Consider the following 26,565-nt stretch of genomic DNA (forward strand, 5'->3'; position numbering starts at 1 on the left):
TGCACGTCTACACCGGCCTTGCGACGGTGAGGACGTGGAGATGCTGAAAGCCGCATCGCTCCGACCATCCCTGCTCTCCGCGCATCCCTGAGTTCATTTGGCCGCGAGAGAAGAACATTGACGCAAAGGGCAAGGGCGCGCACAAGAGCCGACGACATAACGGCTTGTGCAAGGAGCGTTGGGGATGGGAGATAACATCTCGCAGGATCTGAAATCAGGGGCGATGTTCTACCACCAGCACCCGCGCCCCGGTAAGCTCGAGATTCAGCCCACCAAGCCCCTCGGCAACCAGCGCGACCTGGCGCTCGCCTATTCCCCCGGCGTGGCCGCTCCCTGCGAGGCCATCGCGGCCGATCCGGCCCAGGCCGCCAACCTGACCTCCCGTCAGAACCTGGTGGCCGTGATCTCCAACGGCACGGCGGTGCTGGGCCTCGGCAATATCGGCCCTCTCGCCTCCAAGCCTGTGATGGAGGGCAAGGCGGTCCTGTTCAAGAAGTTCTCCGGCATCGACGTGTTCGACATCGAGGTGGCCGAGACCAATGTGGACAAGCTCGTCGAGGTGATCGCGGCGCTCGAGCCCACCTTCGGCGGCATCAACCTGGAGGACATCAAGGCGCCCGAATGCTTCGAGGTGGAGGAACGCCTGAAGGCCCGCATGGGCATCCCGGTCTTCCATGACGATCAGCACGGCACCGCCATCATCGTGGGCGCCGCCGTCACCAACGCCCTGGAACTCGCGGGCAAGCGCATCGACGAGGTCAAGATCGTCACCTCCGGCGCAGGCGCGGCCGCGCTCGCCTGCCTCAATCTTCTGGTGTCGCTGGGTGCCAGGCGCGAGAACATCTGGGTTACGGACATCGAGGGCGTGGTCCACGAGGGCCGCAACGAGCTCATGGACCGCTGGAAATCGGCCTATGCGCAGAAGACCGACGCACGCACCCTCGCCGACGTGATCCCCGACGCGGACGTGTTCCTCGGCCTCTCGGCCGGTGGCGTCCTCAAGCCCGATATGGTCGAGAAAATGGCGCCGCGCCCACTGATCCTGGCGCTTGCCAATCCTTACCCCGAGATCATGCCCGAGGAGGCGGAGGCCGTCCGTCCCGATGCGATGATCTGCACGGGCCGGTCCGACTATCCGAACCAGGTCAACAACGTCCTGTGCTTCCCCTACATCTTCCGGGGCGCTCTGGATGTGAATGCGACCACCATCAACGAGGAGATGAAGGCCGCCGCCGTGAGGGCCATCGCGGCGCTCGCCCGCGAGGCTCCGTCAGAGGTCGTGGCGCGCGCCTATGGCGGCGAGGCGCATCCCTTCGGGCGCAAGTCCCTGATCCCGAGCCCCTTCGATCCGCGCCTGATCCTGCGCATCGCGCCGGCGGTGGCGAAGGCCGCCATGGATTCCGGCGTCGCGACGCGCCCGCTGGACGACCTGGAGGCTTACGCCGAATCCTTGAGCCGTTTCGTATTCCGCTCCGGCTTCATCATGAAGCCGTTGTTTTCGCAGGCGAAGGCCAACCCGAAGCGGGTGATCTATGCCGAAGGCGAGGACGAGCGCGTGCTGCGCGCCGTGCAGGTGATCGCGGAGGAGCGCCTCGCCAGGCCGATCCTGATCGGCCGCCCCAACGTGGTGGAGGCGCGCATCAAGCGCTTCGGCCTGTCCATGAGCATCGGACGCGAGTTCGAACTCGTGAATCCGGACGACGATCCGCGCTACCGCGACTACGTCGCGACCTATGTGGAGGCGGCGGGACGCAAGGGCATCACGCCCGATGCGGCCAAGACCCTCGTTCGCACGAATTCCACCGTCATCGGTGCGCTGGCCGTGCGGCGGGGCGATGCGGATGCGCTGATCTGTGGCCTCGAGGGGCGCTTCCAGTCCCGCGTGAAGCACATCAAGGACATCATCGGCCTTGCTCCCGGCGTCCATGAGATGGCAGCGCTGTCGCTCGTCATCACCTCGAAGGGCGCCTACTTTCTCGCCGACACGCATGTGCAGTTCGACCCGAGCGCCGAAGAGATCGCCGACATGGCGATCGCCTGCGCGAGCCACGTGCGCCGCTTCGGCATGGAGCCGAAGATAGCGCTGCTCTCGCACGCCGATTTCGGCGCGGCGGATACCCGCTCGGCACTGAAGATGCGCGAGGCGCTCGCCTGCATCAACGAGCGCGCGCCTGACCTTGAAGTTGACGGCGAGATGCAGGCTGACGCCGCTCTCTCCCAGATGATCCGCGACCGCGTGAACCCAGGCTCGCGCCTGACGGGCGAGGCGAACGTGCTGATCATGCCGAATCTGGATGCGGCCAACATCGCATTCCAGTTCACGAAGATCCTGGCGGACTCGCTGCCCGTCGGCCCGATCCTGATCGGCCCCGCCAAGCCCGCGCACATCCTCACGCCGTCCGTGACCGCGCGCGGCATCGTGAACCTCACCGCAATCGCGGTGGTGGAAGCACAGGCTGCCGAGCAGGACCAGCCGGTGCTGATCTAGGCTACGCCCTTCACCATGGCCGTCCCCGGACTTGATCCGGGGATCAGTCCCCGCCATTTTCCGGGGACGACGGGGATCACTCGGCCTTCGCGGTGATGTTGAGCTTGCCCAGGATCGCCTTCGGATCGGAGGCGAGCATCACGTCCATTAGGCCGAAGCCCGACGGATTCTTCGGCTCTGCATCGATGGTGAGTCTGCCGGGCTTTTCGATGAATTGCGCGATGGCTCGAGCCAAGGTCCGGGATTGCTCGGAATTGCCGATCATGCTCGACACGACGAGCGGCGTGGCGCCCGCATAGAGTTTCTGCAGCGCATCGGGGGTCGTGCCTTCCTCCTTCGCGGCGCTTTCCAGATAGCGCTCCACCAGGCCGTGGTTCTCGATCACGATGCCCGCCGACTTCGCTTTGGCGCCGATCACCGCCGCCGAGGCGGTCGCCTCGTTGGGGCTGAAGAGATCCGGGCTGGCATTGCCGATGAGGCCGGTCAGGCGCAGGCTTCCCATGTTCTTGCCGTTCACGGAGAATTCCCTGACCGCGATCTCCTGCGAAGCTTCGTTCCAGGTGGCCGCGACGACGAAGGAGCCGTCGAAGGATTTGTACCCCAGGGCCCTGAGCTGCTGTACAAGCTCGTCGTCGCTGTCGTCGGGAAGCATCGCCGAGAGGTTGCGCTGCTCGAAGCGGACGTTGGTCGGAATGCCGTTCACGGGCTTGTCTGCCGTCATCTCCATGAGTCCCAGAGCGACGCGCATGCGCTCGCCCGGCTTGTTCTCCGAGGTGGGAGCCTCGATGTCCATGTCGGTGATGCGCAGCGTTCCGAGAGTGGGGATGAGGCTGCGCAACGCCGCGCTGTCCAGCTCCGCCAGCGACTTGCTGTCGAGCGTCTTGAGCCCCTCCAGCGTGGGAGCGAAAGAGAAGCCGGACAGACTGATCGTGCCGATCTTCACCCGGGCCTCCCCATCCGCGACGTCGAGGCCTTCCATGCGCACCTCCGACGGGCGCGAGCCGGAGGCTCCCGTATAGGCGATGAGGGCGACGGAGCCGGCTCCCTTATCTTCCTTCCCGTCGCCCTTGAAAGTGATGCCGGTCGCCTCGACGAGACCGGCGTCGAAAGCGCCGAGAAGGTCGGCGACCATGTGCATGAGCCTGGTCTGCTCCTCCGGCGAGGTCGTCTCCTTCTGGGCCAGCTCGCTGATGGCGGAGATGGTGCCGTTCCAGGAATCCTTCGTCGGCCGCGCCATGATGTCCCGGCCCTCGAGGCGATCGATCCGGGTGCTGAAGGTGCCCGCGCCGTCGGCCATGTCGATCGTTTCGATGGAGAAGGCACCGTAGATCCGGGTGAGGGGAGCGAAAGCGTCCTTCGTATCGTAGAGCCTCGCGAAGGCGGGAACGTCGAAGTCGCTGAGAGCGGTCCGACCGTAGCTGATGAGGGTCGTGTCCGTGCCGCCCGTCTCCTCGATGGCCGTGGTCTCGACCGTCAGCGAAGCGATCCGGCCGCGGACGATGTCGTCGAGGGAAATGTTCCGGTAGTAGGCCGTCTGAGTTTCCTGGCCGATCGCCTGCGTGACCTTCAGTTCGGGAATGGTCACCCGTTTGGCGTCGATTCCGGCGAGCTTGTCCGCCAGAGATCCGGCCGTGGAGGAGAACAGGCTTTCGATCTCGCCGCGCGCCACGGAGACGCCGCTGAGCGAGACCTGCTTCGCTTCATAGGTGGCGCCGCCCCAGGTGAAGCGGACATCGTCGAGGGTGAAGCTGTCGGCGGCTTGCGCGAAGGCCATGCTCCAAAGGGAGGTCCTGACGGCCCCGATGGAAAGCTGCTGTGCTCCGTTCCCAACGGCGAGACCGCGAAGGGCCGCGGGCTCAAAATGCATGGCTGCCGTTCCGGCCATGAGGGCGAGGGCGCACATGCCCGAACGGTGGAGAGGCTTCATCTTGGTCCCCGCAGGAGAAAGGGCCCGGAAAGGTCAAATCCCACGGGCCGGAATATCGTCGCGGAGGCTAGAACGGGAGGCAGGGTTTCACAAGGAAAACGACGTGCCGCAGCCGCATGACGCCGTGGCATGGGGGTTCTCGATCTTGAAGGACTGGCCGATCAGGTCGTCCACGAAGTCGATCACGGAGCCTTCCATGTACTGGATGGATACCTCGTCCACCACCACCTTGGCCCCGTCCTTCTCGATGAGGAGGTCGTCGTCCTGGCGTGTCCGGTCCACGTCGAAGGCATATTGGAACCCCGAGCAGCCGCCTCCGTTGACGCTGATTCTCAGCATCGAGCCCTCGGGCTCCGAGGCCATGATCTCGTTGATGCGGCGGGCGGCGCGTTCGGTGAGGGAAATTCCAGTCATGGATGCTTCCGGTCCTTACGAGGACATAAATCTTGGACAAGCTCTCAAGAGCAAGGTAAGTGCGCCCTGACAAGGCTTCAACCCGGGGACAATCGTGCGGCCTTTTGGCGAGAGATGGCGAGCACCCTATGCCTGCGACCCGCAGGCGACCCGCGGCCGGCTTTACCCCACCCCGGTTTCCCCGACCCGCAGCGAGTTCCAGCGTGACCGCGACCGGATCATCCATTCCTCGGCCTTCAGGCGTCTCAAGCACAAGACGCAGGTGTTCGTCTACCACGAAGGCGACCACTTCCGCACCCGCCTGACCCACACCATTGAGGTGAGCCAGATCGCCCGCGCGCTCGCCCGGTCGCTGGGACTCGATGAGGATCTGGCGGAGGCGCTGGCGCTCTCCCACGACCTCGGCCACACGCCCTTCGGCCATACGGGCGAAGATACCCTCGAGGAGTGCATGGCGGGCTTCGGCGGCTTCGACCACAATGCCCAGGCGCTCAGGATCGTCACCCGCCTCGAGCGCCGCTATCCGGATTACGACGGGCTCAATCTCACCTGGGAGACCCTGGAAGGTCTGGTGAAGCACAACGGTCCGCTGCTGGATGCTCAGGGGCGGCCGACCCTGCGCTATGCCGAGCGCGGCGTGCCGCTCGCCATCATGGAATACGATGCGGTGCAGGACCTGGAGCTCGCCACCTTCGCCAGCGGCGAGGCCCAGGCCGCCGCGATTGCCGATGACATCGCCTATGATGCCCACGACATCGACGACGGCCTGAGAGCAGGGCTGTTCGGGGTCGACGACCTGCGCGAGGTGCCGCTCCTCGACGAAATCCTGGCCGAGATCGACGGGCGCTGGCCGGGCCTCGAGCTGTCCCGGCGCATTCACGAGCTGGTCCGCAGAGTCATCACGCGCTTCGTGGAGGACGTAGTGGCTGAGGGCGAGCGCCGAATCGCGGCGCTGGCGCCCGAGAGTGCGGACGACATCCGCAGGGCAGGGGAGACGGCGCTCTGCTTCTCCAGGGAGATGCGCGAGGCGGACGCCTCCATCAAGCGCTTCCTCTACGCCCGGATGTACCGGCATCCCGAGGTCATGCGGGTCCGCGCCCAGGCCGATCAGGTGCTGCGGGACCTGTTCCGCCGCTTCAAGCACGAGCCGCGCCTGATGCCCGAGGAGTGGCAGGCGGATCTGCCGAAGGACGACGAGCCGCGCCTCGCCCGCCGCGTGGCGGATTACATCGCGGGCATGACGGACCGTTATGCGATCCTCGAGCACCGCCGCCTGTTTGACGTAACGCCGGACCTGCGCTAGGCGGCACGGCAGCATTCAGGGCCAGGGGCCCTTCAGAGATAAAGTACCATGAACATTTTCGGGTTGTTTGAGAAGCGGGTTGCCGATGCGCTTGGCCGTCTGGCCGAACAGGCTAAGATTCCCTCGGGGCTGGACGTGAGCCGCGTGGTCGTCGAGCCGCCGCGCGATCCCTCCCACGGCGATCTCGCCACCAACGCCGCCATGGTGCTTGCAAAGGAAGCGCGCATGAGCCCGCGGGCCCTCGCCGAGCTGCTCGTGGCCGACCTCAGGGACGACCCGCGCATCACGAGGGTGGATATCGCAGGGCCCGGCTTCATCAACATCAGACTCGCCCACCAGGTCCTGCACGAGGTGCTCCGCGCCGCCGTCATGGACACCGCCGGCTTCGGGCGGAGCGGGCAGGGGGCAGGAGCTCCCGTCAACGTGGAATACGTCTCCGCCAATCCGACCGGCCCGATGCATGTGGGCCATTGCCGTGGCGCCGTGTTCGGGGACGCCCTCGCTGGCCTTCTCGACTTCGCGGGCTACAAGGTGACCCGCGAGTACTACATCAACGACGCAGGCGCGCAGGTCGATGTGCTCGCCCGCTCGGCCCATCTCCGCTACAAGGAGGCCCTGGGCCACGACATCGGCGGGATCCCCGAGGGCCTCTATCCGGGGGACTACCTCAAGCCCGTGGGCGAGCGCCTCGCCCGGGAGCATGGCCAAAGCCTTCTCGACAAGCCGGAGGCCGAGTGGCTGCCCCTGGTCCGCGAAGCTGCCATTGACGCCATGATGGAGATGATCCGCAACGACCTCGCAGTGCTCAACATCCACCACGACGTGTTCTTCTCCGAGCGCTCCCTGCAGCTCGGCCCCGAGGACCAGGTGAGCAAGCTCATCGAGGACCTGCGCACGCGCGACCTGGTCTATATGGGCCGCCTGCCTCCGCCCAAGGGCCAGAAGGACGAGGATTGGGAGGATCGCGAGCAACTCCTGTTCCGTGCGACCGCCTTCGGCGACGAGGTGGATCGCCCGCTGCTGAAATCGGACGGCTCCTATACGTATTTCGCGTCCGACATCGCCTATCACCGCTCCAAGTACGAGCGCGGCTTCAGCTCCATGATCGACGTGTGGGGCGCCGACCACGGCGGCTACGTCAAGCGCATGCAGGCGGCCGTGAAGGCGGTCACGGACAATGAGGGCGACCTCGACGTGAAGCTCTGCCAGCTCGTGAAGCTCCTGCGCGGCGGCGAGCCGGTGAAGATGTCCAAGCGCTCCGGCGACTTCGTGACCCTGCGCGACGTGGTGGACGAGGTGGGCCGCGACGCGGTGCGCTTCATGATGATCTTCCGCAAGAACGACGCGCCGCTGGATTTCGACCTCGCCAAGGTGGTCGAGCAGTCCAAGGACAACCCGGTCTTCTACGTGCAGTACGCCCATGCCCGCTGCGCCTCGGTCTTCCGTCAGGCGGCCGAGGCCTATCCGGGGGAGGACTTTTCCGCGGCTGCGCTCGAGAAGGCCGATCTCGCGATTCTCGGCGACGAGGCGGAGATGGACCTCATCCATCGCATCGCCCAGTTCCCGCGCATGGTGGAAGCCGCGGCCGAGGCGCACGAGCCGCACCGGGTCGCATTCTACCTCTACGACCTCGCCAGCGCGTTCCATAGTCTCTGGAACAAAGGCAAAGACTTGCCGCAATTACGCTTTGTTAATCTAACTGATAAAGATTCAACGAAAGCGAGGCTCGCTCTCGTGCATGCCCTGAAGGGGGTGCTCGCATCTGGCCTCGCAATCCTGGGCGTCACGGCACCCGATGAAATGCGCTAACATTTTCCCAGGCGGATCAACCGCTTGGGGAAAGTTCGTGCCGGATGCTGTCACGTCGTGCCGGCGGAGCGTTTAGGGCTCCTGTCGCGTAACTGGAGAACCGGCGCATGAGCGAATCACCGAAGCCCCGTTTTGCCGTCGATCTGAACGAGATCGAGCGGCATCTTGCCCAGGCGGGCTCCCCTCAACCCCAGCCCGCCGCACCGCGCAGCAACGATCCGTTGGCGGAATTGGCCCGGATCGTAGGCCAGGACGACCCTTTTCAGGCCATTTTGGCCAATGACGGCGCTGCACGTCCGCGGCAGCAGCCCTCCGCGGCCGACGATCTTTTCGCCTCCCGCGACAATGTGACGCCTCACCCCCGTCCGATCCAGGCGCGTCAGCCGTCCTACGAGCCTTCCAATGTCAGGCCAGGCGGCTATGCCCAGCCCGAGGCTCCCCGTAGCCAAGCCCAGGCTTATGCCTATCAGGAACCCGCCTATCAGGAGCCGGCTCCGGCTCGGCAGCCGGCCTCTTACGATCAGGACGCCTATGCGGACGAGTACTGCGACGCAGGGGACGGTTACGGCCGGGACGATTACGCGCGGCCCGAGCGCCTCGATTATCCGAGCGTCGAAAAGCCTCGGTCCCGCAGGGGCCTGATCGCCATGGGGGGCGTGGTCGGCGCAATCATCATCGGCGGCGGCGGCGCCTATCTCCTCACGAGCACCTCCGGCGGGGCGGGCGGCGAGCCGATCCTGATCCAGGCGACCAAGGATCCCGTCAAGGTCCAGCCGCAGAACCCGGGCGGGGTCGAGATCCCGAACCAGAACAAGCAGATCTACGAGCGCACCCAGAACGCCGAAACCAAGGTGGTGAATCGTGAGGAGCAGCCCGTCGATGTGAGGCAGGCGGTGCAGTCGAGCGGCGGTTCCCTGGTGGCCGATGCGACCGGGGCGGGCATGCCCGGCGCCGCCCCTCAGTCCCGCAGCGCGTCCAACAGCCTGAATCTCGGTGAGCCCCGCAAGGTCCGCACCGTCACGATCCGCCCGGACGGCACCGTGGTCGGCGCTCCGGAACCCGCACAGGCTCAATCGGCTCAGCCTTCCGTTCCGGCCATGACCATGCCTGCGACGGCCCAGTCGGCGGCGGCTCAGCCCAAGCCTGCCCCGGCCACTCCCGCTGCGGCTCCGGCAACGCCAGCTCCGGCTCCGAATCCTGCGCCAGCCGTCGCCGCGAACCCGGCCGATGTAACCCCCTCCGCCGCCGCACCGCAGAGAGTGGCCTCGGCCCAATCCGTTCCCGTGGCGCCCGCGGCGGATGCGACCAACACGGCAACCGGCGGCTATGCCGTCCAGCTGGGTCTCGCCAGTTCGGAGAGCGCAGCGCAAACCGCCTTTGTGTCCTATCAGCGGAAATATCCGGATCTCGAAGGCCTCTCTTCCATCATCCGCAAGGCCGAGGTGAATGGGAACACGATTTACCGCGTCCGGGTCGGACCCATGTCGCGGGAGGAGGCCTCCTCCCTCTGCTCCAGGCTGCAGGGGCAGGGTGGCCAGTGCTTCGTGGCAAAGAACTAAATCGGCTCGGCCGCCAAGAGTTCTTGACCCTTTACACCAAGCGACTTAAGGCGCGGGCATGAAAACCCGCGCCTTTATTGCTGGATGCTCCGGCTATGAGCTGACCCCCGACGAGGCTGCCTTCTTCAAGGAGGCGGCCCCCTGGGGATTCATCCTGTTCCGGCGGAATATCGACAATCCCGAGCAGGTGAGGGCGCTCTGCGCCTCCCTGCGCGAGGCTGTCGGCCGCGAGGACGCCCCCATCCTGATCGACCAGGAAGGTGGCCGGGTTCAGCGGATGGGCCCTCCCCATTGGCCGAAATACCCCTCCGGTGCCACCTACGGTGCTCTTCATGCCAACGATCCTCTCGTGCAGCGGGAACTCGTCCGCCTCGGCGCGCGGCTGATTGCCCACGACCTGCGCGCCGTCGGCGTGACCGTGGATTGCCTGCCCGTGCTCGACGTGCCTTCGCCGGGAGCGCACGACGTCATCGGGGACCGGGCCTACGGCAAGACGCCGGAAAAGGTGGCCGTGCTCGGCCGCGCCGCCGCAGAGGGACTGCTGGCAGGCGGCGTCCTGCCGGTGGTCAAGCATATTCCCGGCCATGGCCGGGCCGGGGCCGACAGCCACTTGGCGCTCCCGGTGGTCGAGGCGTCCCGCGAGGAGCTCGAGCGGCACGATTTCGCGCCCTTCCGCATGCTCACCGACCTGCCCCTCGCCATGACCGCTCACGTTGTCTACACGGCCCTCGACCCGGAGCGGCCCGCCACGACCTCTCCCGTGGTCGTCCGGGATATCATCCGCGGCCATATCGGCTATGACGGGCTTCTCATGACCGACGATCTGTCCATGAAGGCCCTGTCGGGCTCCTTCCGCGAGAAGACCGAGGCTGCCTTTGCGGCAGGCTGCGACATGGCCCTGCACTGCAACGGCCAGATGGAGGAGATGTCGGCCGTGGCCGAGGCCTCTCCGGTCCTGGAGGGCGAGAGCCGGCGCCGGGCCGAGGCGGCGCTCGCCCGCATCCGGCACGAGCCCGAGCCGCTCGATCCTGTGGATGCGCGCGCGAGGCTCGACGCCGCACTTGCGATGATATCCTAACCACCGCAAGGTCGATCCCCGTCCAGTCGAGTACCGTCATGGCCAAGCCCCTACCGTTCGAGGATGCCGAGCCCGCCGCCGATCGCGCGGAGAGCGAGCCCGCGCTCCTCGTCGACGTGGACGGCTTCGAAGGACCCCTCGACCTGCTGCTGGAGCTGGCCCGCCGCCAGAAGGTGGACCTGCACCGCATTTCGATCCTGGCCCTGGCCGAACAGTACATCGCCTTCGTCGAGGAGGCGCGCCGCATGCGCCTGGAGCTCGCGGCCGATTACCTCGTGATGGCGGCCTGGCTTGCCTATCTCAAGTCGCGCCTGCTGCTGCCCGAACCACCGAAGGGAGAGGAGCCGAGCGCAGAGGAACTGGCCACCGCCCTGGCCCTGCGCCTGAGACGGCTGGAGGCCATCCGCGAGGCCGCCAAGAAGCTCGGCGAGCGTTCGCTCCTGGGCCGCGACGTGTTCGCCCGCGGCGCGCCCGAGCCCGTGGTCGTCAACCGGAATGCCCGCTACGAGGCCACCCTCTACGACCTGCTCAGGGCCTATGCGCAGCAGAGGCAGGTGCAGTTCAACAGCAAAGTGTCCCTGCACAAGCGGACCGTCTGGTCGCTGATCGATGCGCGCCAGACCCTGGAACGCCTCGTCGGCCACTTGAACGACTGGGTGACGCTCGAAACCTATCTCATGGAATACATGGTCGAGCCGGCCATGCGGCCGACCGTTTTGGCCTCAGCCCTGTCCGCGACCCTGGAGATGGTCCGCGAGGGCAAGCTCACGGTCAGGCAGGATGAAGCCTTCGCTCCGGTTTGGGTCAAGCCCGTCTCCGACCCGGCCGAGACAGGAGCCCCGTCATGATGGATGAAACAGCGGACATGCAGGCTACGGAAGCGTCCGCGGAGGACGCGGCCGAGCGCCTCGTGCCCGATCACGGCGAGGCGATTCGCATCGCCGAGGCGCTTCTGTTCGCCTCGGCCGGGCCGCTGAGCGCCGAGGAGCTGGCGGGCCGTCTGCCGGAAGGCGCGGATATCGAGAAGATCCTTCAGGATCTTCAGGAGCATTATGCGCTTCGGGGCGTCAATCTGGTGCGCATCGCGGGCAGATGGGCCTTCCGGACGGCGAGCGACCTCGCCTTCGTGCTGGCCCGCGACGTGGTCGAGCAGCGCAAGCTCTCCCGGGCCGCCATGGAAACCTTGTCGATCATCGCCTATCATCAGCCGGTGACCCGCGCCGAGATCGAGGAGATCCGCGGCGTCGCCACCTCCAAGGGCACTCTCGACCTTCTCCTCGAAACCGGCTGGATCCGCCTCCGCGGCCGCCGCAAGGTGCCGGGCCGCCCCGTGACCTACGGCACCACGCCCGCCTTCCTGGAGCATTTCGGCCTCGACGCCATCGAGGACCTCCCCGGCCTCGAGGAGTTGAAGGGCGCAGGCTTCATCGAGGGGCGCGTTCCCTCTGATATGTCCGTGCCGGTTCCCTCCGATGCGGAAGCCCTGCGCGAGGACGAGGATCCCCTGGAGCACGACGATCCGGTCCAGGAACCGCTCGAAATGCACCGGACCGAGACCCGGGAGAGCAGCGAGGGATGAGCGACAGGCCCGCCGTGTCCGCGCGCGACCGTTTCAGGCTGCCCCGATGGGGCCAGCGTGGTACGGCGGGCGCGTCGATTCCGGCTCAGCTTTCCTTCGAGAACATCGTCCAGACCTACGACGCCACTCAGGCCCTCAACGGCGTCTCGCTGACGGTCGAGCCGGGGGAACTCGTCTGCCTCCTCGGTCACTCGGGCTGCGGCAAGACCACGCTCCTGCGCATCGCGGCGGGGGTGGAGGCTCCCTCCTCGGGCCGGGTGTTCATGGATGGCCGTGAGGTCAGCGGCGAGAGGAACTTCGTTGAGCCGGAGCGGCGGGGTATCGGCCTCATGTTCCAGGACTACGCCCTGTTTCCGCACATGACGATCCTGCAGAACGTGATGTTCGGCCTTAAGGACCTGACGGCCTCTGAGGCCGACATCGCCGCGCGCCGCGCTCTATCCCGCGTGGGACTCGAGCACTACGCGAACGATTTTCCTCACACGCTCTCCGGCGGCGAGCAGCAGCGGGTGGCCCTGGCGCGCTCCATCGCACCGCGGCCCGGCGTGCTGCTCATGGACGAGCCGTTTTCCAACCTGGACAGACGGATGCGCGACGCCATCCGGGACGAGACCGTCGCGATCCTGCGGGAAACGCGCGCCACGACCATCGTGGTCACGCACGACCCGGAAGAGGCCATGCGGATCGCGGACCGGATCGTGCTGATGCGCTCAGGGAGCATCGTTCAGCAGGGATCCGCCGAGGAGATCTACCGCAAGCCGGCAAATCTGTTCGCGGCGCGCTTCTTCTGCGATTTCAACGAGATCGAAGGCCATGTGCGCAACGGGCAGGCGACCTGCCCCGTAGGCGTGTTCCCGGCCCCGCATCTGCCCGACGGCCCGGCGATCGTCTGCGTGCGGCCGCAGGGGGTGCGGCTGAAGCCGCCCGGCTTCTGCCTGCCTGGCCGTGTGGTGTCACGCCGCTTCCTCGGCGAGGTCGATCTGGTGCATATCGATGTTCCCGGACTCGACCGTCCGCTCCAGGCCCGCGTTCACGATCTTGTTGGCCTGAAGGAAGGGCAAGATGTGGGCATCGATGTTGGACCAAAGGATGTCCTTGTTTTCGCCGCGTCGGACGCATAGGTTGGCCGCAAGTTCATATTCCAAAGCCGCGCCTTTCCAGGCGCAGGAGGATTGCCATGGGTGGCGCTAGTATTTGGCACTGGATCGTTGTGGGTCTGATCGTTGTCCTGCTGTTCGGACGCGGCAAGATCTCCGACCTGATGGGCGATGTCGCAAAGGGCATCAAGGCCTTCAAGAAGGGCATGTCCGAGGACGATACCCCGAAGCCGGTGCAGCCTTCCGAGCCGGTGCGCACGATCGACCATCAGGCCGGTGCTACCGGCACGCAGACGAATGCCGCGACTACGGATCACAAGGTCGGTTGAGCTTTCAGTGGCGGCCACGAGCGTGGCCGCGGTGAGTAAAGGCAGGGTCGAGGCCACGCCATGTTGGACATGAGCTGGGGTGAGGTCATGGTGATCGGCGCTGTCGCGCTGATCGTGATTGGCCCGAAGGACCTGCCGCGCGCCCTGCGGACGGTGGGACAGGTCACGGCCAAGCTTCGCCGGATGGCGGCGGAGTTCCAGGGGCAGTTCAACGAGGCCATGCGCGAGGCCGAGCTCGACGACGTCAAGAAGCAGCTCCAGGGCGTGAACGACTCCGTCTCCTCCCTCAATACGAATTTCAATCCGATCCAGACGATCCGGGATGAGCTGAAGGACGCCGTCGAGAAGCCGGCTACGGGCGCATCCGAAACGTCCGGATCAGAAGCGCCTGGGCAGCAGCCGCCGGGCGACGCGTCGATCCAGGCCATTGTGGAAGGCCGCGCTCCCGCGCCGGCCGACCCGCTGATCGATCTGCCGCCGCCGCCGGTGGACGACCCCGCGCAAGCCATTGCCGAATCCCTCCGCCGTGAGGCAGAGGTCGAGGCGCAGAAAGCGGCCGCCGCTGCAAAAGCAGCTCCCGAGAAACAGGACGCAAAGGCCTGATGACCAGCGCCCCAATTGAAGAGGATGAGGTCGAGGCATCGCGCGCGCCTCTGATCGAGCATCTCACCGAGCTGCGCTCGCGCCTGATTAAGGCGATGGCGGCGTTCGTCATCATGTTCTTCATCTGCTTCGCTGTGGCGAAGTACATCTACAACGCCCTCGTGTGGCCCTATGTGCTGGCGGTCGGCTCTCCGGAGAAGGCCCACCTCGTGTATACGCACGGCCTCGAGTACCTGTTCACGCAGATTCAGGTGGCGGCCTTCGGGGCCGGCTTCCTGGCCTTTCCGGTAATCGCCGCCCAGATCTACAAGTTCGTGGCGCCGGGCCTCTACAAGAATGAGCGGCGCGCCTTCCTGCCGTATCTCGTCGCGACGCCGGTTCTCTTCGCCGTCGGCGCAGCCTGCGTGTACTTCATTGCCATGCCGCTGCTGATGCGATTCTCGGTCGGCATGCAGCAACTGGCGACGGACAACGCGCCGGCGATCGAGTTCCTGCCGAAGGTCAGCGAATACCTGTCGCTGATCATGACCCTGATCTTCGCCTTCGGCATCTGCTTTCAGCTGCCGGTTATCCTCACCCTCCTGGCCCGCGCCGGGATCATCGATTCGGAGTTCCTCAAGAGCAAGCGGCGCTATGCCATCGTGATCGTGTTCGTGATTGCGGCGGTCCTGACGCCCCCGGACGTGATCAGCCAGTTCGCCCTTGCGGTCCCCACCTTGCTTCTTTACGAGGCGTCCATCTTCTCCGTCCGCATGGTCGAGAAGAGGCGTGCGGAAGCCGAGGCCGCACGCGCGGCGGAAGGGTAGGGCTTCAAAGCCTCTCGACAGGCCGTCCATCCTTGGCGTGACAGGGGCGGTCTGTGCTAAGGGCAGGCTGCTTCACTTCAGCAGGCTTCGAGTCAGTCCCATGCACGACATCCGTTCCATCCGCGAGAATCCCGCGGCTTTCGACAAAGGCCTCAGGAACCGGGGCATGGAGCCCTTGTCCGAGCGCCTGATCGCCCTCGACGATGCCCGGAAAAGCGCTGTCTCGGCGCTGCAGGCCGCTACCGAGCGCCGCAATGCCCTGTCCAGGGAGATCGGCCAAGCCAAGGCTAAGAAGGACGAGGCGCGCGCGCAGGAACTGATGGCCGAGGTGGCCCGCATCAAGGAATCGATGCCCGAGCTGGAACAGGCCGAGAGCGCCGCCGACAAGGCCCTGTACGAGGCTCTCGCGGTGATCCCGAACATCCCGAAGGACGAGGTGCCGGTCGGGGCCGACGAGCACGGGAACGTGGAGCTCCACCGGTTCGGCACGCCCGCGTCGATCAACAGCGCCAAGCAGCATTTCGAAATCGGCGAAGCCCTCGGGCTGATGGATTTCGAAACCGCCGCCAGGCTTTCGGGCGCGCGCTTCGTGATCCTGAAAGGCCAGCTCGCCCGCCTGGAGCGCGCGCTCGGCCAGTTCATGATCGATCTGCATACGACCGAGCACGGCTACACGGAGGTGAACCCGCCCTTGCTCGTGCGCGACGAGACCATGTTCGGCACGGCGCAGCTGCCGAAGTTCGAGGACGATCAGTTCTGGGCTTTCTCGGGCTCTTCACTCGAAGAGGCCGTTTCCGCTGCTTTCGAAGGACAGCCGCGCGATGCCGTCCGGAAAATGATCAAGGATGCCCGCTACGGAATGATCCCGACGGCTGAAGTCACGCTCACCAATCTCGTGCGCGAGCAGATCCTCACGGAAGAGGAACTGCCCCTGCGTTTCACCGCGCTCACGCCGAGCTTCCGAGCGGAGGCCGGTTCCGCCGGTCGCGACACCCGTGGCATGATCCGCCAGCACCAGTTCGTGAAATGCGAGCTCGTCTCGATCACCACGCCGGAAACCTCGGCCGACGAGCACGAGCGCATGCTCGCCTGCGCCGAGAACGTGCTCAAGAAGCTGGAGCTGCCGTTCCGCACCATGACCCTCTGCACGGGCGACATGGGCTTCTCGTCCACCAAGACCTACGACATCGAGGTCTGGCTGCCGGGGCAGGGTATGTATCGCGAGATTTCGAGCTGCTCCGTCTGCTCCGATTTCCAGGCCCGCCGCATGAATGCCCGCTACCGCCCGGCCTCCGGCAAGTCGCCGCGCTTCGTGCACACGCTCAACGGCTCGGGCCTCGCGGTCGGGCGCACGCTCGTCGCGGTCCTGGAGAACTACCAGAACGAGGATGGCAGCGTCACGGTCCCGGCGGCCCTGCAGCCATATATGGGAGGTCTCGCCCGCATCGAGCGCGGGGTCTGACATGCGTATTCTCTGCACCAACGACGACGGCATCCACGCTCCGGGGCTGAAGACCCTGGAGGCCATTGCCCGCGCCCTGTCGGACGACGTGTGGGTGGTGGCTCCCGAAACGGACCAGAGCGGAGTCGCCCATTCGCTCTCCCTCAACGATCCCCTGCGCCTGCGCGAGATCTCGGAGCGGCATTTCGCCGTGAAGGGCACGCCGACGGACTGCGTGATCATGGGCGTGCGCGAGCTGATGCGCGAGCACAGGCCCGATCTCGTGCTCTCGGGCGTCAATCGCGGGCAGAACGCGGCCGAGGACGTGACCTATTCCGGCACGGTCGCGGGAGCCATCGAAGGCACTCTGCTCGGGATTCCCTCCATCGCGCTTTCGCAGGCTTATAGCGCCGGAAGCCGCAATGCCTTGAAATGGCAATGCGCCGAACATCACGGGCCCAAGGTCATTCGCAAGATCCTGGATGCCGGCATCGACAGGGGCATCCTGGTCAACGTCAACTTTCCGGATTGCGAGCCGGACGACGTTCAGGGTACGGCGGTGGTCAACCAGGGGCAGCGCACCCAGGAGCTTCTGCGCCTCGATGCGCGCGTCGACGGGCGGGGCAATCCCTATTACTGGATCGCCTTCGAGCGCGGTCCGTTCGAACCCGGCAACGGGACGGATCTCTGGGCGCTTGCCCGCAAGCGGATCGCGGTGACGCCCTTGCGCATCGACATGACCGACGAGCCCACGCTCACCCGCTACGCTCAGGCCTTCGGGTGAGAGATCCCGGGATGACCCAGGAGCCTTTCCTCTCAGAAGCGGGAGCCCGCGACGAGCAGGAGGCGATCGGCGTCGCATCCTTCATTCTGTCCTTGCGCGCGAAGGGCATTCGCGACACGGCGCTGCTGCGAGCCATGGAGCTCGTCCCGCGGGACGTGTTCGCACCGCGGCGCTTCCGTGACTTGTCGCGCACGGACATCGCCCTGCCGCTTCCCTGCGGACAGACGATGACGGCGCCCGGCACGGTGGCGGCCATGCTCCTGGCGTTGGGCGTCGCGCCGGGGCAGCGCGTACTCGAAATCGGCACGGGCACCGGCTATGTGAGCGCGCTCATGGCGCATCTCGGAGCGGAGGTGACGAGTGTCGAGCGGTTCAACACCCTTGCCGACGGCGCGGTCCAGCATCTGAAGATCGTCGAGGCGGGCAGGGTGCGCGTGGAGGTCGGCGACGGCCTCGCGGCGCGCGTGCGCGACCGGTTCGATCGCATCCTGCTCAACGGAGCGCGGCCGGAGATTCCGGCGGCGCTGACGGCGCTGCTCGGCCCCGGAGGGCGTCTCGTAGGCGCGCTGGCGCAAGAAGACGGACCGCGCCTCATCCGGATCGACCGTCTGCAGGATGGCGAATTCAGCGAGACACTCGGTGCGCCTTTGCGCATTTCCCGGCTGGTTACCGGCATTGCGGCAACACTCTGATCGAATCGAAAAAATTTCGCGACACGGTTACGACATTTTTCATGGCGTCAACCGTTGCTTAACCTGAACAGCGTTTTAATGGCCTCATCAAGTTGCGTGCGGTTGGGGTAATTGAGTCATGCGTTTGCGTGTGTGTTCTGGTCAGTGGGGTGCGGCGTCGCGAATCGCTTTGGTGAGTTTGATCGGCTCTGCGGCGGCGGCCTGTAGCGGCGACACCATGCGGTTTGCGGAGAATCCGTTCTCCAATCCGTTCGCCAACAGCGAGCGCATCGCGCCCGGTACGCCCACTGCATCCCAGAATGCTCCGTCCTATGCCGGGGCTCCGTCCTACGCGGCGGCTCCGTTGCCGACCCCTTCCGTTCAGGCGCAGGCGCTTCCGCCGGTGCAGGCTCAGCCGCTGTCTCATTCCTCGCGCATGGCCGCCGCCCCGGTCCAGCAGCCGCGCCCTGCGCCGCTGTCGCCGCCTCCCGCTCAGCCGAAGATGCGCTTCGTGGATCAGACGAAGGTCGCCACCTCCGACCAGCCTGTCCCGGTCGAGCCGGTCCGGCGTACGCGCCCCGGCATGCAGACGGCGGCTGCTGCTCCCGCTCCGGTCCAGACGAAGCCGGTTCCTGTCCAGCAGGTCGCCTCGGCCACGGACGAGCCGCTGGTGTCGCCCGCGCGTCCCCTGGTGTCCCCGGCACGTCCCGTCGAGTCTCAGAAAGTGGCCGCCATCGAGCCCCAGCCCGTGAAGTCCGCTCCTGCCGCCACGCAGACGGTCGCTCCGGCTCCCGAGCCCGCTCCTCAGCCCCAGACCGTTAAGGCCCCGGTGAAGGAGCCCGAGCAGACGGCGAGCCTGTCGCCCGGCAATTTCCGTTGGCCGGCCCGCGGCCGTGTCATCGCGGGATTCGGCGCCAATGGCGGCAACGAGGGCATCAACATCGCCGTTCCCGAGGGTACGCCCGTGAAGGCCGCCGAGGCCGGCACCGTGACCTATGCGGGCAGCGAGGTGAAGGGCTACGGCAATCTCATCCTAGTCCGCCACGACAACGGCTACGTCACGGCCTACGCCCACAACAGCGCACTCAATGTGAAGCGCGGCGATCAGGTCAAGCGCGGCCAGGTGATCGCCATCGCGGGCCAGACTGGCAACGTGACCTCGCCGCAGCTGCATTTCGAGATCCGCAAGGGCGCAACCCCGGTCGATCCGATCAAGCATCTGGCCGACTGACCTCAGCTCCAGTTTGGATTGGCTTTCGAGACCCGAGGCCGATCAGCGAGGGGACGGTGGAGCTCAGCCACCGTCCCTTTGACGTTTAGGTTATGTCAGATCCCGCAAGGTTGCCCCGCCCCCTGCGGTGGGTGAAGGGCGGGGAGACCGAATGAGGCCCCCAACGGGGCGTTCCTCGTCATCCCCGCCTCGTCATCACCGGACACCAAGGCTGATGATGACGGTCCACTGGAGCGCTTGCGCTCTTCGCATCGGTTTCTCGGGACGAGGCCAGCCCCGACATGGAGCGCTGTTATTCGCTCCGAAGGGCGCTCAGATCGCCTTCCCCATACGCCCGGCGAGATCCTGGATGAACTGCCAGGCCGTGCGGCCGGAGCGCGCGCCGCGAGTCGTCGCCCATTCGAGGGCCTCGGCCCGGATGGCGTCGCGGTCGCCGCCGAGGCCGAGATGGTCCACATAGCCGAAGACCATGTCGAGATATTCGTCCTGGCTGCATTTGTGGAAACCGAGCCACAGGCCGAAGCGGTCGGAGAGCGACACCTTCTCTTCCACGGCTTCGCCCGGGTTGATGGCGGTGGAGCGCTCGTTGTCCACCATGTCCCGGGGGAGCAGGTGGCGGCGGTTGGACGTGGCATAGAAGATCACGTTGTCGGGGCGCCCCTCGATGCCGCCCTCCAGCACCGCCTTGAGGGACTTGTAGGAGGTGTCGTCCGTATCGAAGGACAGGTCGTCGCAGAAGACGATGAAGCGATGCGGGTCGGAGCGCAGGAGGCCCATGAGGTCGGGCAGGGTTTCGATATCCTCCCGGTGGATCTCGATGAGCTTCAGCGGGCGGGCGTCCGCCCCTTTCGTGGTGTTGATCTCCGCATGGACCGCCTTCACCAGGGACGACTTGCCCATGCCCCGGGCTCCCCAGAGCAGGGCGTTGTTGGCGGGCAGCCCCTTGGCGAAGCGCGCGGTGTTCTCCGCCAGTTGATCGCGAACCCGGTCGATGCCCCTGAGCAGGTTCATCTCGACCCGGTTGACCTTGGGCACGGGGGAGAGCCTGCGGCCCGCCGCATGCCAGACGAAGGCGTCCGCCGCCGTGAAATCCGCCACCGGCGCCGCGACGGGGGCCAGACGTTCCAGTGCGTCGGCGATGCGCTTCAGGAGGGAGAGGGACTCGGAGGAGGTGGGATCTGCGGACATCGGCGCCTGACTTCGAGAAAAGGTGAAAAAGAAATCTCGAGGCCGTGCTTAGCGCAAAAATGGCTCCCCGGTCCATGGACGGACTCGAAAAGGCCCGCAGGAGCCTTGGGAAAGGCTTTCAACTTCATTGATTTCGTGGAGTCGATCGGTATAGTCCGCCCACTTTCAGTCCCGTATGGCGCGGGTGGGCTCTAGGAGAGGGCCTGCCTCGCGCCTTTATCCATGGAGAGCCGCTTGTTCATCTCACCTGCTTTCGCACAAGGGGCCCCCGCTGCCGGGGGCGGAATGGATGCCATCATCCAGTTCGTCCCGTTCATTCTCATCTTCGTGATCATGTGGTTCCTGATCATCCGCCCGCAGCAGCGCCGGGTGAAGGCGCACCAGGAGATGATCAAGAACGTGCGCCGCGGCGACACGGTCGTCACCTCCGGCGGCATCATCGGCAAGGTCTCGAAGGTGCTGGAGGACTCGGCCGATATCGAGGTCGAGATCGCCGACAACGTGAAGGTGAAGGTGGCCCGCACGATGATCGCCGAGGTCCGCTCCAAGACCGAGCCGGTGAAGGCCTGAATGGACGACCGGTCCTGGGCGCAAGCCTGGGGCCGGTCAGCTGCACGGTACGTGTGGCCAGAGCGTTTGAGAAAGGTTGAGCTGACGATGCTGCGCTTCTCGAAGTCGAAGATCATCGCCACTCTGGCGTTCATCATCATCGGACTCCTGCTGGGAGTTCCGAGCCTGATGTCGTCCGAGCAGCGCAAGGCGTATCTGGACGCGGTTCCGAGCTGGGTTCCGTCCTGGCTGGTGCCTTCGCGCGCCATCGTGCTCGGCCTCGACCTCCAGGGTGGTTCCCACGTTCTTCTTCAGGTGGACGAGGCGGATCTCGTGCGCGGCCAGGTCACGCTGTTGCGTGACGACGTGCGCCGAATCCTGCGCGACACCCGCGTGGCTTCCCAAAACGGCATCCAGACCATTCAGCGCGGGGTGCAGATCCGCGTTCCGGACGCCGCCGACCGCGAGCGTCTGATGCCGCGCCTGCGGGAGCTGGCTCAGCCTATCAGCAACGCCGTTCTCGGCCAGACAGGCGATTCCAGCATCGCGCTGAACGAGGGGCCCGATGGGGTCATTACGCTGACCCTGACGGATGCGGGCATCAACGACCGGGTGCGCCGTGCCGTCGATCAATCCATCGAGGTCATCCGCCGCCGCGTCGACGCCACCGGCACCACCGAGCCCAGCATCCAGCGCCAGGGCGCGGACCGGGTGCTCGTCCAGGTTCCGGGCCTTCAGGATCCGCAGCAGCTCAAGGCCCTTCTCGGCGAAACCGGCAATCTGGAATTCCGCCTGCTGGCGCAGCCGGGAGCAACCGATGTGGATATGCTCCCCATGCGTGAGGCGGGCGGCCAGCGAGTTCCCGTCGAGCGCCGCGTGATCGCCGAAGGCGGCGACCTGACGGATGCGCAGGCCGCCTTCGATCCGCAAACCAACCAGCCCATCGTGAATTTCCGCTTCAACATCCGCGGCGCGCAGCGCTTCGGGCAGGCGACCACGGAAAACCTCGGGCGGCAGCTTGCCATCGTCCTCGATAACGAGGTGATCTCCGCGCCCACGATCCAGTCGCCGATCACCGGCGGCTCGGGCCAGATCTCCGGCAGCTTCACGGTCGAGCAGGTGAACAATCTCGCGGTGCTGCTGCGCTCCGGCGCGCTGCCCGCCAAGCTCACCATCGTGGAGGAGCGTACCGTCGGCCCCGGTCTCGGTCGCGACTCCATCGAAGCCGGCAAGATAGCGACCTACGTCGCCGGCATCTTCGTTGTGCTCTTCATGTTCGCCACATACGGCGTGTTCGGCCTCATCGCGAACATTGCGCTGCTCGTGCACGTGGGTTTGATCTTCGGTCTCATGTCCGTGCTCGAAGCGACACTGACCCTGCCCGGCATCGCGGGCATTGTGCTCACCATCGGCACAGCCGTGGATTCGAACGTTCTCATCTACGAGCGCATCCGCGAGGAGGTCCGTTCCGGGCGGTCCATCGTGTCCGGCATTCAGGCCGGTTTTGACCGCGCCTTCGCGACCATCGTGGATTCCAACAGCACCATGGCCATCGCGGCCGTAATCCTGTTCTTCCTCGGTTCCGGTCCGGTTCGCGGCTTCGCGGTCGTGTTCATTCTCGGCATCCTCACGACGGTGATCACCGCCGTCACCCTGACGCGCATGATGATTGCGCTCTGGTATCAGTGGATGCGTCCCAAAGCCCTTCCGTTCTAAGGAGTGCGTATCGTGCGCCTCGTTCGCCTCTGGCCCGAAAACTCCCGCTTCGACTTCATGCGCTTCAGGCGCTTCTCCTTTCCGCTGTCGGCGCTGATCTCGATCGCGACGGCGATCATGCTCCTCACGGTCGGCCTCAACTTCGGCATCGACTTCAAGGGCGGCACGCTGATGGAGATCCAGGCCAAGTCAGGCCAGGCGGATGTCGCCCAGATCCGCCAGACTGCCGAGGGCTTCGGCTTCGGCGACGTGGAGGTTCAGGAATTCGGCTCTGCGGGCGAAGTCTCGCTGCGCTTCCCGATCCAGCCCGGCGGCGAGGCCGCGCAGGCGGGCGTGGTGCAGAAGGCGCGCGACACTTTCAGCAACGAATACGATTTCCGCCGCGTCGAGACAGTGGGGCCGCGCGTATCGGGCGAGCTCGTTCAGTCCGGCACCATCGGCGTCGTGCTCTCTGTGCTCGCGGTTCTGTTCTACCTCTGGTTCCGGTTCGAGCGCGAACTGGCTGTCGCGTCGATCATCGGCACGCTGCACGACATCGTGCTCACCATCGGCTTCTTCGTGATCACGCGGCACGAGTTCAACATGACCTCGATCGCGGCGATTCTCACCATCGTGGGCTATTCCCTCAACGAGACCGTGGTGGTTTTCGACCGCACCCGTGAGCTCATGCGCCGCTACAAGACCATGCCGACCGAGGAGCTGTTGAACCTCTCGATCAACCACACCATGTCCCGTACGATCATGACCGCGGCGACCACGGCGCTTTCGCTGCTGGCTCTTGTGCTTTTCGGGGGGCAGGCGATCCAGGGCTTCGCCCAGGTCATGCTCTACGGCGTGGTGATCTGCACCTATTCGGCGATCTGCATCTCCTCGCCCATGCTGATCTATATCGGCCTGCGCGGATCCGAGGCCGTGAAGGTGCCGGAGGGCAAGGCCGCAGCCGCGGAGTGATGCGATGAGCGATGGCCGCCTGTATGACGGTTTCGTCCCGGGACGCCACCAGATCGATGCGTACGGCAATGGCGGCTTTCGCTTCGCGGACATGTCCCATCGCGGCTCGATCCTCGCGCTGCCCTCGGGCATCAAGGCCTGGCCGGTCGGCTCCATGAAGGAGCTGAGCGGCGAGGCGCTCGACCCCATCCTCGCCGAGGCGGAGGAGATCGATCTTCTCCTCTTCGGGACGGGGGCCGACATCGCGGCGCTTCCGGGCGCCTTTCGCACGCGGTTCCTCGAGGCCGGCATCGGCCTCGACGTGATGCAGACCGGAGCGGCCGCGCGAACCTACAACATCCTGCTGGCGGAGAACCGCAAAGTTGCCGCAGCGCTCATCGCCGTAGGCTGACATGGCCGATCCGCAAGCCAACTTCGCCCATTGCGAGGCGCTCGTCCGAGAGGCCGACCCGGACCGGTATTTCGCCAGCCTTCTCGCGCCGGAGGACAAGCGGCCCTATCTCCACGCGCTCCATGCCTTCAATTTCGAGATCGCCCGGGTGCGGGAGTCCGTGCGCGAGCCGATGCTCGGCGAAATCCGCCTGCAATGGTGGCGTGACGCGCTGCAGGGCGAGGCGAGGGGCGACGTGCGCGCCAATCCCGTCGCGGCTGCCCTCGACGACGTCATCGTCAAGTTCCGGCTGCCCCGGCAATCGCTTGTAGACCTGATCGATGCCCGGATGTTCGATCTCTACGACGATCCCATGCCGAGCCTGAACGATCTCGAGGGCTACAGCGGCGAGACCTCGTCAAGCCTGATTCGACTTGCGAGCATCATCCTTGCCGAGGGCAAGGATCCCGGAACCGCGGATGCCGCGGGCCACGCGGGCGTAGCCTATGCCATTGCGGGGCTGCTGCGCGCCTTTCCGCTCCACGCCCGGCAGGGACAGCTCTACATGCCCGTCGATATCCTGGCCCGCCACGGGGTGGTGCGCGACGACATCGTCTCCGGGCGCGGCGGGCCGGGTCTCATGGGCGCGCTCGCCGACATGCGCGCCATTGCCCGCCGCCATCTCGAACAGGCGAGAACTCTGCGGCCGACGATTCCCCCCGCGGCCGAGCCCGCCTTCCGTCCCCTTGCGCTGGTCGAGCCCTACCTCAAGGTCATGGAGAAGCGCGACTACGATCCGCTCCACACGCCCGTGGATCTCCCGCAATGGCGAAAGATCTGGGCGCTCTGGCGCGGGCCGTTCTAGAAGGAACGCTCACTCCCACCCGGTCTTTCCTTCCCGCGCCGTTTCGCTCTTCCGATTACCGGCCCTGGGCCAGTGACCCCAATTTCTTGAAGCGCGGCGTTTTTCGCGTCGGGATGGCCGGGGCGAGCCCGGCCATGACATGGACGGATATCATGTGAGGAATGTCGTCCCTTTCATTCCGCTGCGTAATCCCGGAATGAAAGGGATGAGGTCCCTTACTCCGCAGCAGCGGGCATGTTCGCGGCGGCAAGCCACGCCGCGAGATCGGCGCGGGCGCGGTCGGTCAGCATCTTCTTTTTGGCGATGGCCTTGGCCGAGCCGCGCAGGCGCTTGCCGTCCTCCGCCTTCGGCGCGCGGTCCAGCGGCGGAAAGAGGCCGAAATTCACGTTCATGGGCTGGAAGGAGCGCGGACCCTCGTCGATGGTCTCGATGTGCCCACCCGTGATGTGGTTGATCAGGGCGCCGAGGGCGGTCGTGTGCGGCAGCGGCTGAATGGGACGGCCCAGCCGCTCGGCGGCCGCGAAGCGGCCGGTCATGAGGCCCACCGCCGCGCTCTCCACATAGCCCTCGCAGCCGGTGATCTGGCCCGCGAAGCGCAGGCGCGGCATCGCCTTCAGGCGCAGGGTCGGATCGAGGAGCTTCGGCGAGTTCAGATAGGTGTTGCGGTGAATGCCGCCCAACCGCGCGAACTCGGCGTTCTCCAGGCCGGGGATCATGCGGAAGATGCCCGTCTGTGCGCCGTATTTCAGCTTTGTCTGGAAGCCCACCATGTTGAACAGGGTGCCCAGCGCATTGTCCTGGCGCAGCTGCACAATGGCATAGGGCTTCACGTCCGGGTTGCGCGGATCGGTGAGGCCCACGGGCTTCATGGGGCCGTGGCGCAGGGTTTCACGGCCACGCTCGGCCATGACCTCGATGGGCAGGCAACCGTCGAAATAGGGGGTGTTGGCCTCCCATTCCTTGAATTCGGTCTTGTCCCCCGCCAGCAGGGCGTCCACGAAGGCCTCGTACTGCTCCTTCGTCATCGGGCAGTTGATGTAATCCTTGCCCGTGCCGCCGGGGCCGACCTTGTCGTAGCGCGACTGGAACCAGGCGACGTCCATGTTGATGGACTCGCGATAGACGATGGGGGCGATGGCATCGAAGAAGGCGAGCGAGGTCTCGCCCGTGAGCTCGAGGATCGCCTCGGCCAGGGCGGGCGAGGTGAGGGGGCCGGTGGCGATGATGACGGAAGACCAGTCTTCCGGAGGAAGGCCTGCGATCTCGCCGCGCTCGATGGTGACGAGCGGATGCGCTTCGAGGGCTGCCGTCACCGCGTCGGAGAATCCGTCGCGGTCCACCGCGAGCGCGCCGCCCGCGGGCACCTGGTTGGCGTCGCCCTTGGCCATGATGAGGGAGCCGAGCGTGCGCATCTCCTGATGCAGCAAGCCGACGGCGTTCGTCTCCGCGTCGTCCGAGCGGAAGGAGTTGGAGCAGACGAGCTCGGCCAAGCCCTGCGTCTTGTGCGCGTCGGTTCCGCGCACCGGGCGCATCTCGTGCAGAACGACGGGGACGCCGGCCTGCGCGATCTGCCAAGTGGCTTCGGATCCTGCAAGGCCGCCGCCGATGACGTGAATGGGATCGATCTTGCTCATGGTCGTTCTCCTAGCGCATCGCGCGAAAAGTGGTCCGGTTTTTCGCGCCGAGCGGTGCGCCGTTTAAAGACTTGAGTATCGGACGTATCCCCAAAGTGCAGTCCGCTTCTGGGCCCGATGCTTGCGGTCTTGTTGACTCCCATGGGAGCCCTGGTCAAGGTGAGCCGTTGTTC

Annotated in this window: 24 protein-coding genes; 20 read left to right on the forward strand and 4 right to left on the reverse strand. The window is 65.9% G+C overall.

The window, feature by feature from the left end:
- The first annotated feature begins 184 nt into the window (after nt 1-184).
- Complete coding sequence (locus tag GR328_RS17695; RefSeq protein ID WP_160886069.1) at nt 185-2,488, forward strand: NADP-dependent malic enzyme; 2,304 nt, start codon at nt 185-187, stop codon at nt 2,486-2,488.
- Nucleotides 2,489-2,564: 76 nt separating this feature from the next.
- On the opposite strand, the gene GR328_RS17700 is transcribed toward GR328_RS17695, so the two are convergent.
- A complete protein-coding gene (locus GR328_RS17700) occupies nt 2,565-4,415 on the reverse strand; it encodes a hypothetical protein (RefSeq protein ID WP_160886071.1) in 1,851 nt (616 codons plus the stop codon).
- Between the two features lie 87 nt (nt 4,416-4,502).
- The gene (gene erpA / locus GR328_RS17705) at nt 4,503-4,829 is read right to left on the reverse strand and encodes an iron-sulfur cluster insertion protein ErpA (protein ID WP_160886073.1); all 327 of its coding nucleotides are present in this window, start codon (nt 4,827-4,829) and stop codon (nt 4,503-4,505) included.
- Between the two features lie 94 nt (nt 4,830-4,923).
- Here erpA and GR328_RS17710 point away from each other — a divergent pair, with 94 nt between their 5' ends.
- From GR328_RS17710 to GR328_RS17775, 14 genes are all read left to right on the forward strand, one after another.
- Entirely contained in the window at nt 4,924-6,132 is a 1,209-nt protein-coding gene (locus GR328_RS17710; protein ID WP_160886075.1) for a deoxyguanosinetriphosphate triphosphohydrolase, read from the forward strand.
- 48 nt (nt 6,133-6,180) lie between these two features.
- The gene (gene argS, locus GR328_RS17715) at nt 6,181-7,941 is read left to right on the forward strand and encodes an arginine--tRNA ligase (RefSeq protein ID WP_160886077.1); all 1,761 of its coding nucleotides are present in this window, start codon (nt 6,181-6,183) and stop codon (nt 7,939-7,941) included.
- Between the two features lie 107 nt (nt 7,942-8,048).
- Nucleotides 8,049-9,500: an SPOR domain-containing protein gene (locus tag GR328_RS17720; RefSeq protein WP_160886079.1), complete on the forward strand. Its 1,452-nt coding sequence runs from the start codon at nt 8,049-8,051 to the stop codon at nt 9,498-9,500.
- 58 nt (nt 9,501-9,558) lie between these two features.
- Complete coding sequence (nagZ, locus tag GR328_RS17725) at nt 9,559-10,578, forward strand: beta-N-acetylhexosaminidase (RefSeq protein ID WP_160886081.1); 1,020 nt, start codon at nt 9,559-9,561, stop codon at nt 10,576-10,578.
- 38 nt (nt 10,579-10,616) lie between these two features.
- A complete protein-coding gene (locus GR328_RS17730) occupies nt 10,617-11,426 on the forward strand; it encodes a segregation and condensation protein A (protein ID WP_160886083.1) in 810 nt (269 codons plus the stop codon).
- Entirely contained in the window at nt 11,423-12,157 is a 735-nt protein-coding gene (scpB, locus tag GR328_RS17735) for an SMC-Scp complex subunit ScpB (protein ID WP_160886085.1), read from the forward strand. Before GR328_RS17730 ends, scpB begins: the two co-directional genes overlap by 4 nt.
- On the forward strand, nt 12,154-13,278 hold the full coding sequence (locus tag GR328_RS17740) for an ABC transporter ATP-binding protein (RefSeq protein WP_160886087.1): 1,125 nt from the start codon (nt 12,154-12,156) through the stop codon (nt 13,276-13,278). Before scpB ends, GR328_RS17740 begins: the two co-directional genes overlap by 4 nt.
- 56 nt (nt 13,279-13,334) lie before the next feature.
- Nucleotides 13,335-13,583 (forward strand): twin-arginine translocase TatA/TatE family subunit, encoded by a 249-nt coding sequence (locus GR328_RS17745; RefSeq protein WP_160886089.1) that lies wholly within the window; start codon nt 13,335-13,337, stop codon nt 13,581-13,583.
- A 60-nt stretch (nt 13,584-13,643) separates the two neighbouring features.
- Complete coding sequence (tatB, locus tag GR328_RS17750) at nt 13,644-14,186, forward strand: Sec-independent protein translocase protein TatB (RefSeq protein ID WP_160886091.1); 543 nt, start codon at nt 13,644-13,646, stop codon at nt 14,184-14,186.
- Nucleotides 14,186-14,992, forward strand: coding sequence for a twin-arginine translocase subunit TatC (tatC, locus tag GR328_RS17755; protein ID WP_160886093.1), 807 nt, complete (start codon nt 14,186-14,188; stop codon nt 14,990-14,992). The genes tatB and tatC overlap by 1 nt, the downstream gene beginning before the upstream one ends.
- A 100-nt stretch (nt 14,993-15,092) precedes the next feature.
- Nucleotides 15,093-16,454 (forward strand): serine--tRNA ligase, encoded by a 1,362-nt coding sequence (gene serS, locus GR328_RS17760; RefSeq protein ID WP_160886095.1) that lies wholly within the window; start codon nt 15,093-15,095, stop codon nt 16,452-16,454.
- A 1-nt stretch (nt 16,455) separates the two neighbouring features.
- On the forward strand, nt 16,456-17,217 hold the full coding sequence (gene surE / locus GR328_RS17765) for a 5'/3'-nucleotidase SurE (protein ID WP_160886097.1): 762 nt from the start codon (nt 16,456-16,458) through the stop codon (nt 17,215-17,217).
- A gap of 11 nt (nt 17,218-17,228) precedes the next feature.
- Nucleotides 17,229-17,909 carry a protein-L-isoaspartate O-methyltransferase family protein gene (locus tag GR328_RS17770; protein ID WP_160886099.1) on the forward strand — a complete coding sequence of 227 codons (681 nt, stop codon included), beginning with the start codon at nt 17,229-17,231 and terminating at the stop codon, nt 17,907-17,909.
- A gap of 172 nt (nt 17,910-18,081) precedes the next feature.
- Nucleotides 18,082-19,119, forward strand: a complete 1,038-nt coding sequence (locus tag GR328_RS17775) for a M23 family metallopeptidase (RefSeq protein WP_343039416.1) — start codon at nt 18,082-18,084, stop codon at nt 19,117-19,119.
- 312 nt (nt 19,120-19,431) lie between these two features.
- Here the strand turns inward: GR328_RS17775 and GR328_RS17780 are convergent, their stop codons facing one another.
- Nucleotides 19,432-20,307 carry an ATP-binding protein gene (locus GR328_RS17780; RefSeq protein WP_160886103.1) on the reverse strand — a complete coding sequence of 292 codons (876 nt, stop codon included), beginning with the start codon at nt 20,305-20,307 and terminating at the stop codon, nt 19,432-19,434.
- A gap of 285 nt (nt 20,308-20,592) precedes the next feature.
- On the opposite strand from GR328_RS17780, the gene yajC reads away from it, so the two are divergent.
- The 5 genes from yajC to GR328_RS17805 all read left to right on the forward strand — a co-directional run bounded on the left by yajC (nt 20,593) and on the right by GR328_RS17805 (nt 24,758).
- Nucleotides 20,593-20,877, forward strand: a complete 285-nt coding sequence (yajC, locus tag GR328_RS17785) for a preprotein translocase subunit YajC (RefSeq protein WP_246215950.1) — start codon at nt 20,593-20,595, stop codon at nt 20,875-20,877.
- Nucleotides 20,878-20,964: 87 nt separating this feature from the next.
- On the forward strand, nt 20,965-22,572 hold the full coding sequence (secD, locus tag GR328_RS17790; RefSeq protein ID WP_160886107.1) for a protein translocase subunit SecD: 1,608 nt from the start codon (nt 20,965-20,967) through the stop codon (nt 22,570-22,572).
- A gap of 12 nt (nt 22,573-22,584) precedes the next feature.
- Nucleotides 22,585-23,523: a protein translocase subunit SecF gene (gene secF, locus GR328_RS17795; protein WP_160886109.1), complete on the forward strand. Its 939-nt coding sequence runs from the start codon at nt 22,585-22,587 to the stop codon at nt 23,521-23,523.
- A 4-nt stretch (nt 23,524-23,527) separates the two neighbouring features.
- Nucleotides 23,528-23,914 (forward strand): Mth938-like domain-containing protein, encoded by a 387-nt coding sequence (locus GR328_RS17800; protein WP_160886111.1) that lies wholly within the window; start codon nt 23,528-23,530, stop codon nt 23,912-23,914.
- 1 nt (nt 23,915) lies between these two features.
- A complete protein-coding gene (locus tag GR328_RS17805; protein ID WP_160886113.1) occupies nt 23,916-24,758 on the forward strand; it encodes a phytoene/squalene synthase family protein in 843 nt (280 codons plus the stop codon).
- Between the two features lie 215 nt (nt 24,759-24,973).
- Here the strand turns inward: GR328_RS17805 and trmFO are convergent, their stop codons facing one another.
- Nucleotides 24,974-26,392: a methylenetetrahydrofolate--tRNA-(uracil(54)-C(5))-methyltransferase (FADH(2)-oxidizing) TrmFO gene (trmFO, locus tag GR328_RS17810; RefSeq protein ID WP_160886115.1), complete on the reverse strand. Its 1,419-nt coding sequence runs from the start codon at nt 26,390-26,392 to the stop codon at nt 24,974-24,976.
- Nucleotides 26,393-26,565 lie beyond the last annotated feature (173 nt).

The sequence above is a fragment of the Microvirga makkahensis genome (assembly GCF_009830105.1).
In the GTDB taxonomy this organism is placed as follows: Bacteria; Pseudomonadota; Alphaproteobacteria; order Rhizobiales; family Beijerinckiaceae; genus Microvirga; species Microvirga makkahensis.

Coding starts and splice junctions, on each gene's coding strand:
- nagZ (WP_160886081.1), top strand. CDS start 9,559: ATGAAAACCCGCGCCTTTATTGCTGGATGCTCCGGCTATGAGCTGACC.
- GR328_RS17805 (WP_160886113.1), top strand. CDS start 23,916: ATGGCCGATCCGCAAGCCAACTTCGCCCATTGCGAGGCGCTCGTCCGA.
- tatC (WP_160886093.1), top strand. CDS start 14,186: ATGACCAGCGCCCCAATTGAAGAGGATGAGGTCGAGGCATCGCGCGCG.
- tatB (WP_160886091.1), top strand. CDS start 13,644: ATGTTGGACATGAGCTGGGGTGAGGTCATGGTGATCGGCGCTGTCGCG.
- GR328_RS17740 (WP_160886087.1), top strand. CDS start 12,154: ATGAGCGACAGGCCCGCCGTGTCCGCGCGCGACCGTTTCAGGCTGCCC.
- serS (WP_160886095.1), top strand. CDS start 15,093: ATGCACGACATCCGTTCCATCCGCGAGAATCCCGCGGCTTTCGACAAA.
- GR328_RS17770 (WP_160886099.1), top strand. CDS start 17,229: ATGACCCAGGAGCCTTTCCTCTCAGAAGCGGGAGCCCGCGACGAGCAG.
- surE (WP_160886097.1), top strand. CDS start 16,456: ATGCGTATTCTCTGCACCAACGACGACGGCATCCACGCTCCGGGGCTG.
- secD (WP_160886107.1), top strand. CDS start 20,965: ATGCTGCGCTTCTCGAAGTCGAAGATCATCGCCACTCTGGCGTTCATC.
- argS (WP_160886077.1), top strand. CDS start 6,181: ATGAACATTTTCGGGTTGTTTGAGAAGCGGGTTGCCGATGCGCTTGGC.
- erpA (WP_160886073.1), bottom strand. CDS start 4,829: ATGACTGGAATTTCCCTCACCGAACGCGCCGCCCGCCGCATCAACGAG.
- yajC (WP_246215950.1), top strand. CDS start 20,593: ATGGATGCCATCATCCAGTTCGTCCCGTTCATTCTCATCTTCGTGATC.
- trmFO (WP_160886115.1), bottom strand. CDS start 26,392: ATGAGCAAGATCGATCCCATTCACGTCATCGGCGGCGGCCTTGCAGGA.
- scpB (WP_160886085.1), top strand. CDS start 11,423: ATGATGGATGAAACAGCGGACATGCAGGCTACGGAAGCGTCCGCGGAG.
- GR328_RS17700 (WP_160886071.1), bottom strand. CDS start 4,415: ATGAAGCCTCTCCACCGTTCGGGCATGTGCGCCCTCGCCCTCATGGCC.
- GR328_RS17695 (WP_160886069.1), top strand. CDS start 185: ATGGGAGATAACATCTCGCAGGATCTGAAATCAGGGGCGATGTTCTAC.
- GR328_RS17780 (WP_160886103.1), bottom strand. CDS start 20,307: ATGTCCGCAGATCCCACCTCCTCCGAGTCCCTCTCCCTCCTGAAGCGC.
- GR328_RS17800 (WP_160886111.1), top strand. CDS start 23,528: ATGAGCGATGGCCGCCTGTATGACGGTTTCGTCCCGGGACGCCACCAG.
- GR328_RS17730 (WP_160886083.1), top strand. CDS start 10,617: ATGGCCAAGCCCCTACCGTTCGAGGATGCCGAGCCCGCCGCCGATCGC.
- GR328_RS17720 (WP_160886079.1), top strand. CDS start 8,049: ATGAGCGAATCACCGAAGCCCCGTTTTGCCGTCGATCTGAACGAGATC.
- GR328_RS17745 (WP_160886089.1), top strand. CDS start 13,335: ATGGGTGGCGCTAGTATTTGGCACTGGATCGTTGTGGGTCTGATCGTT.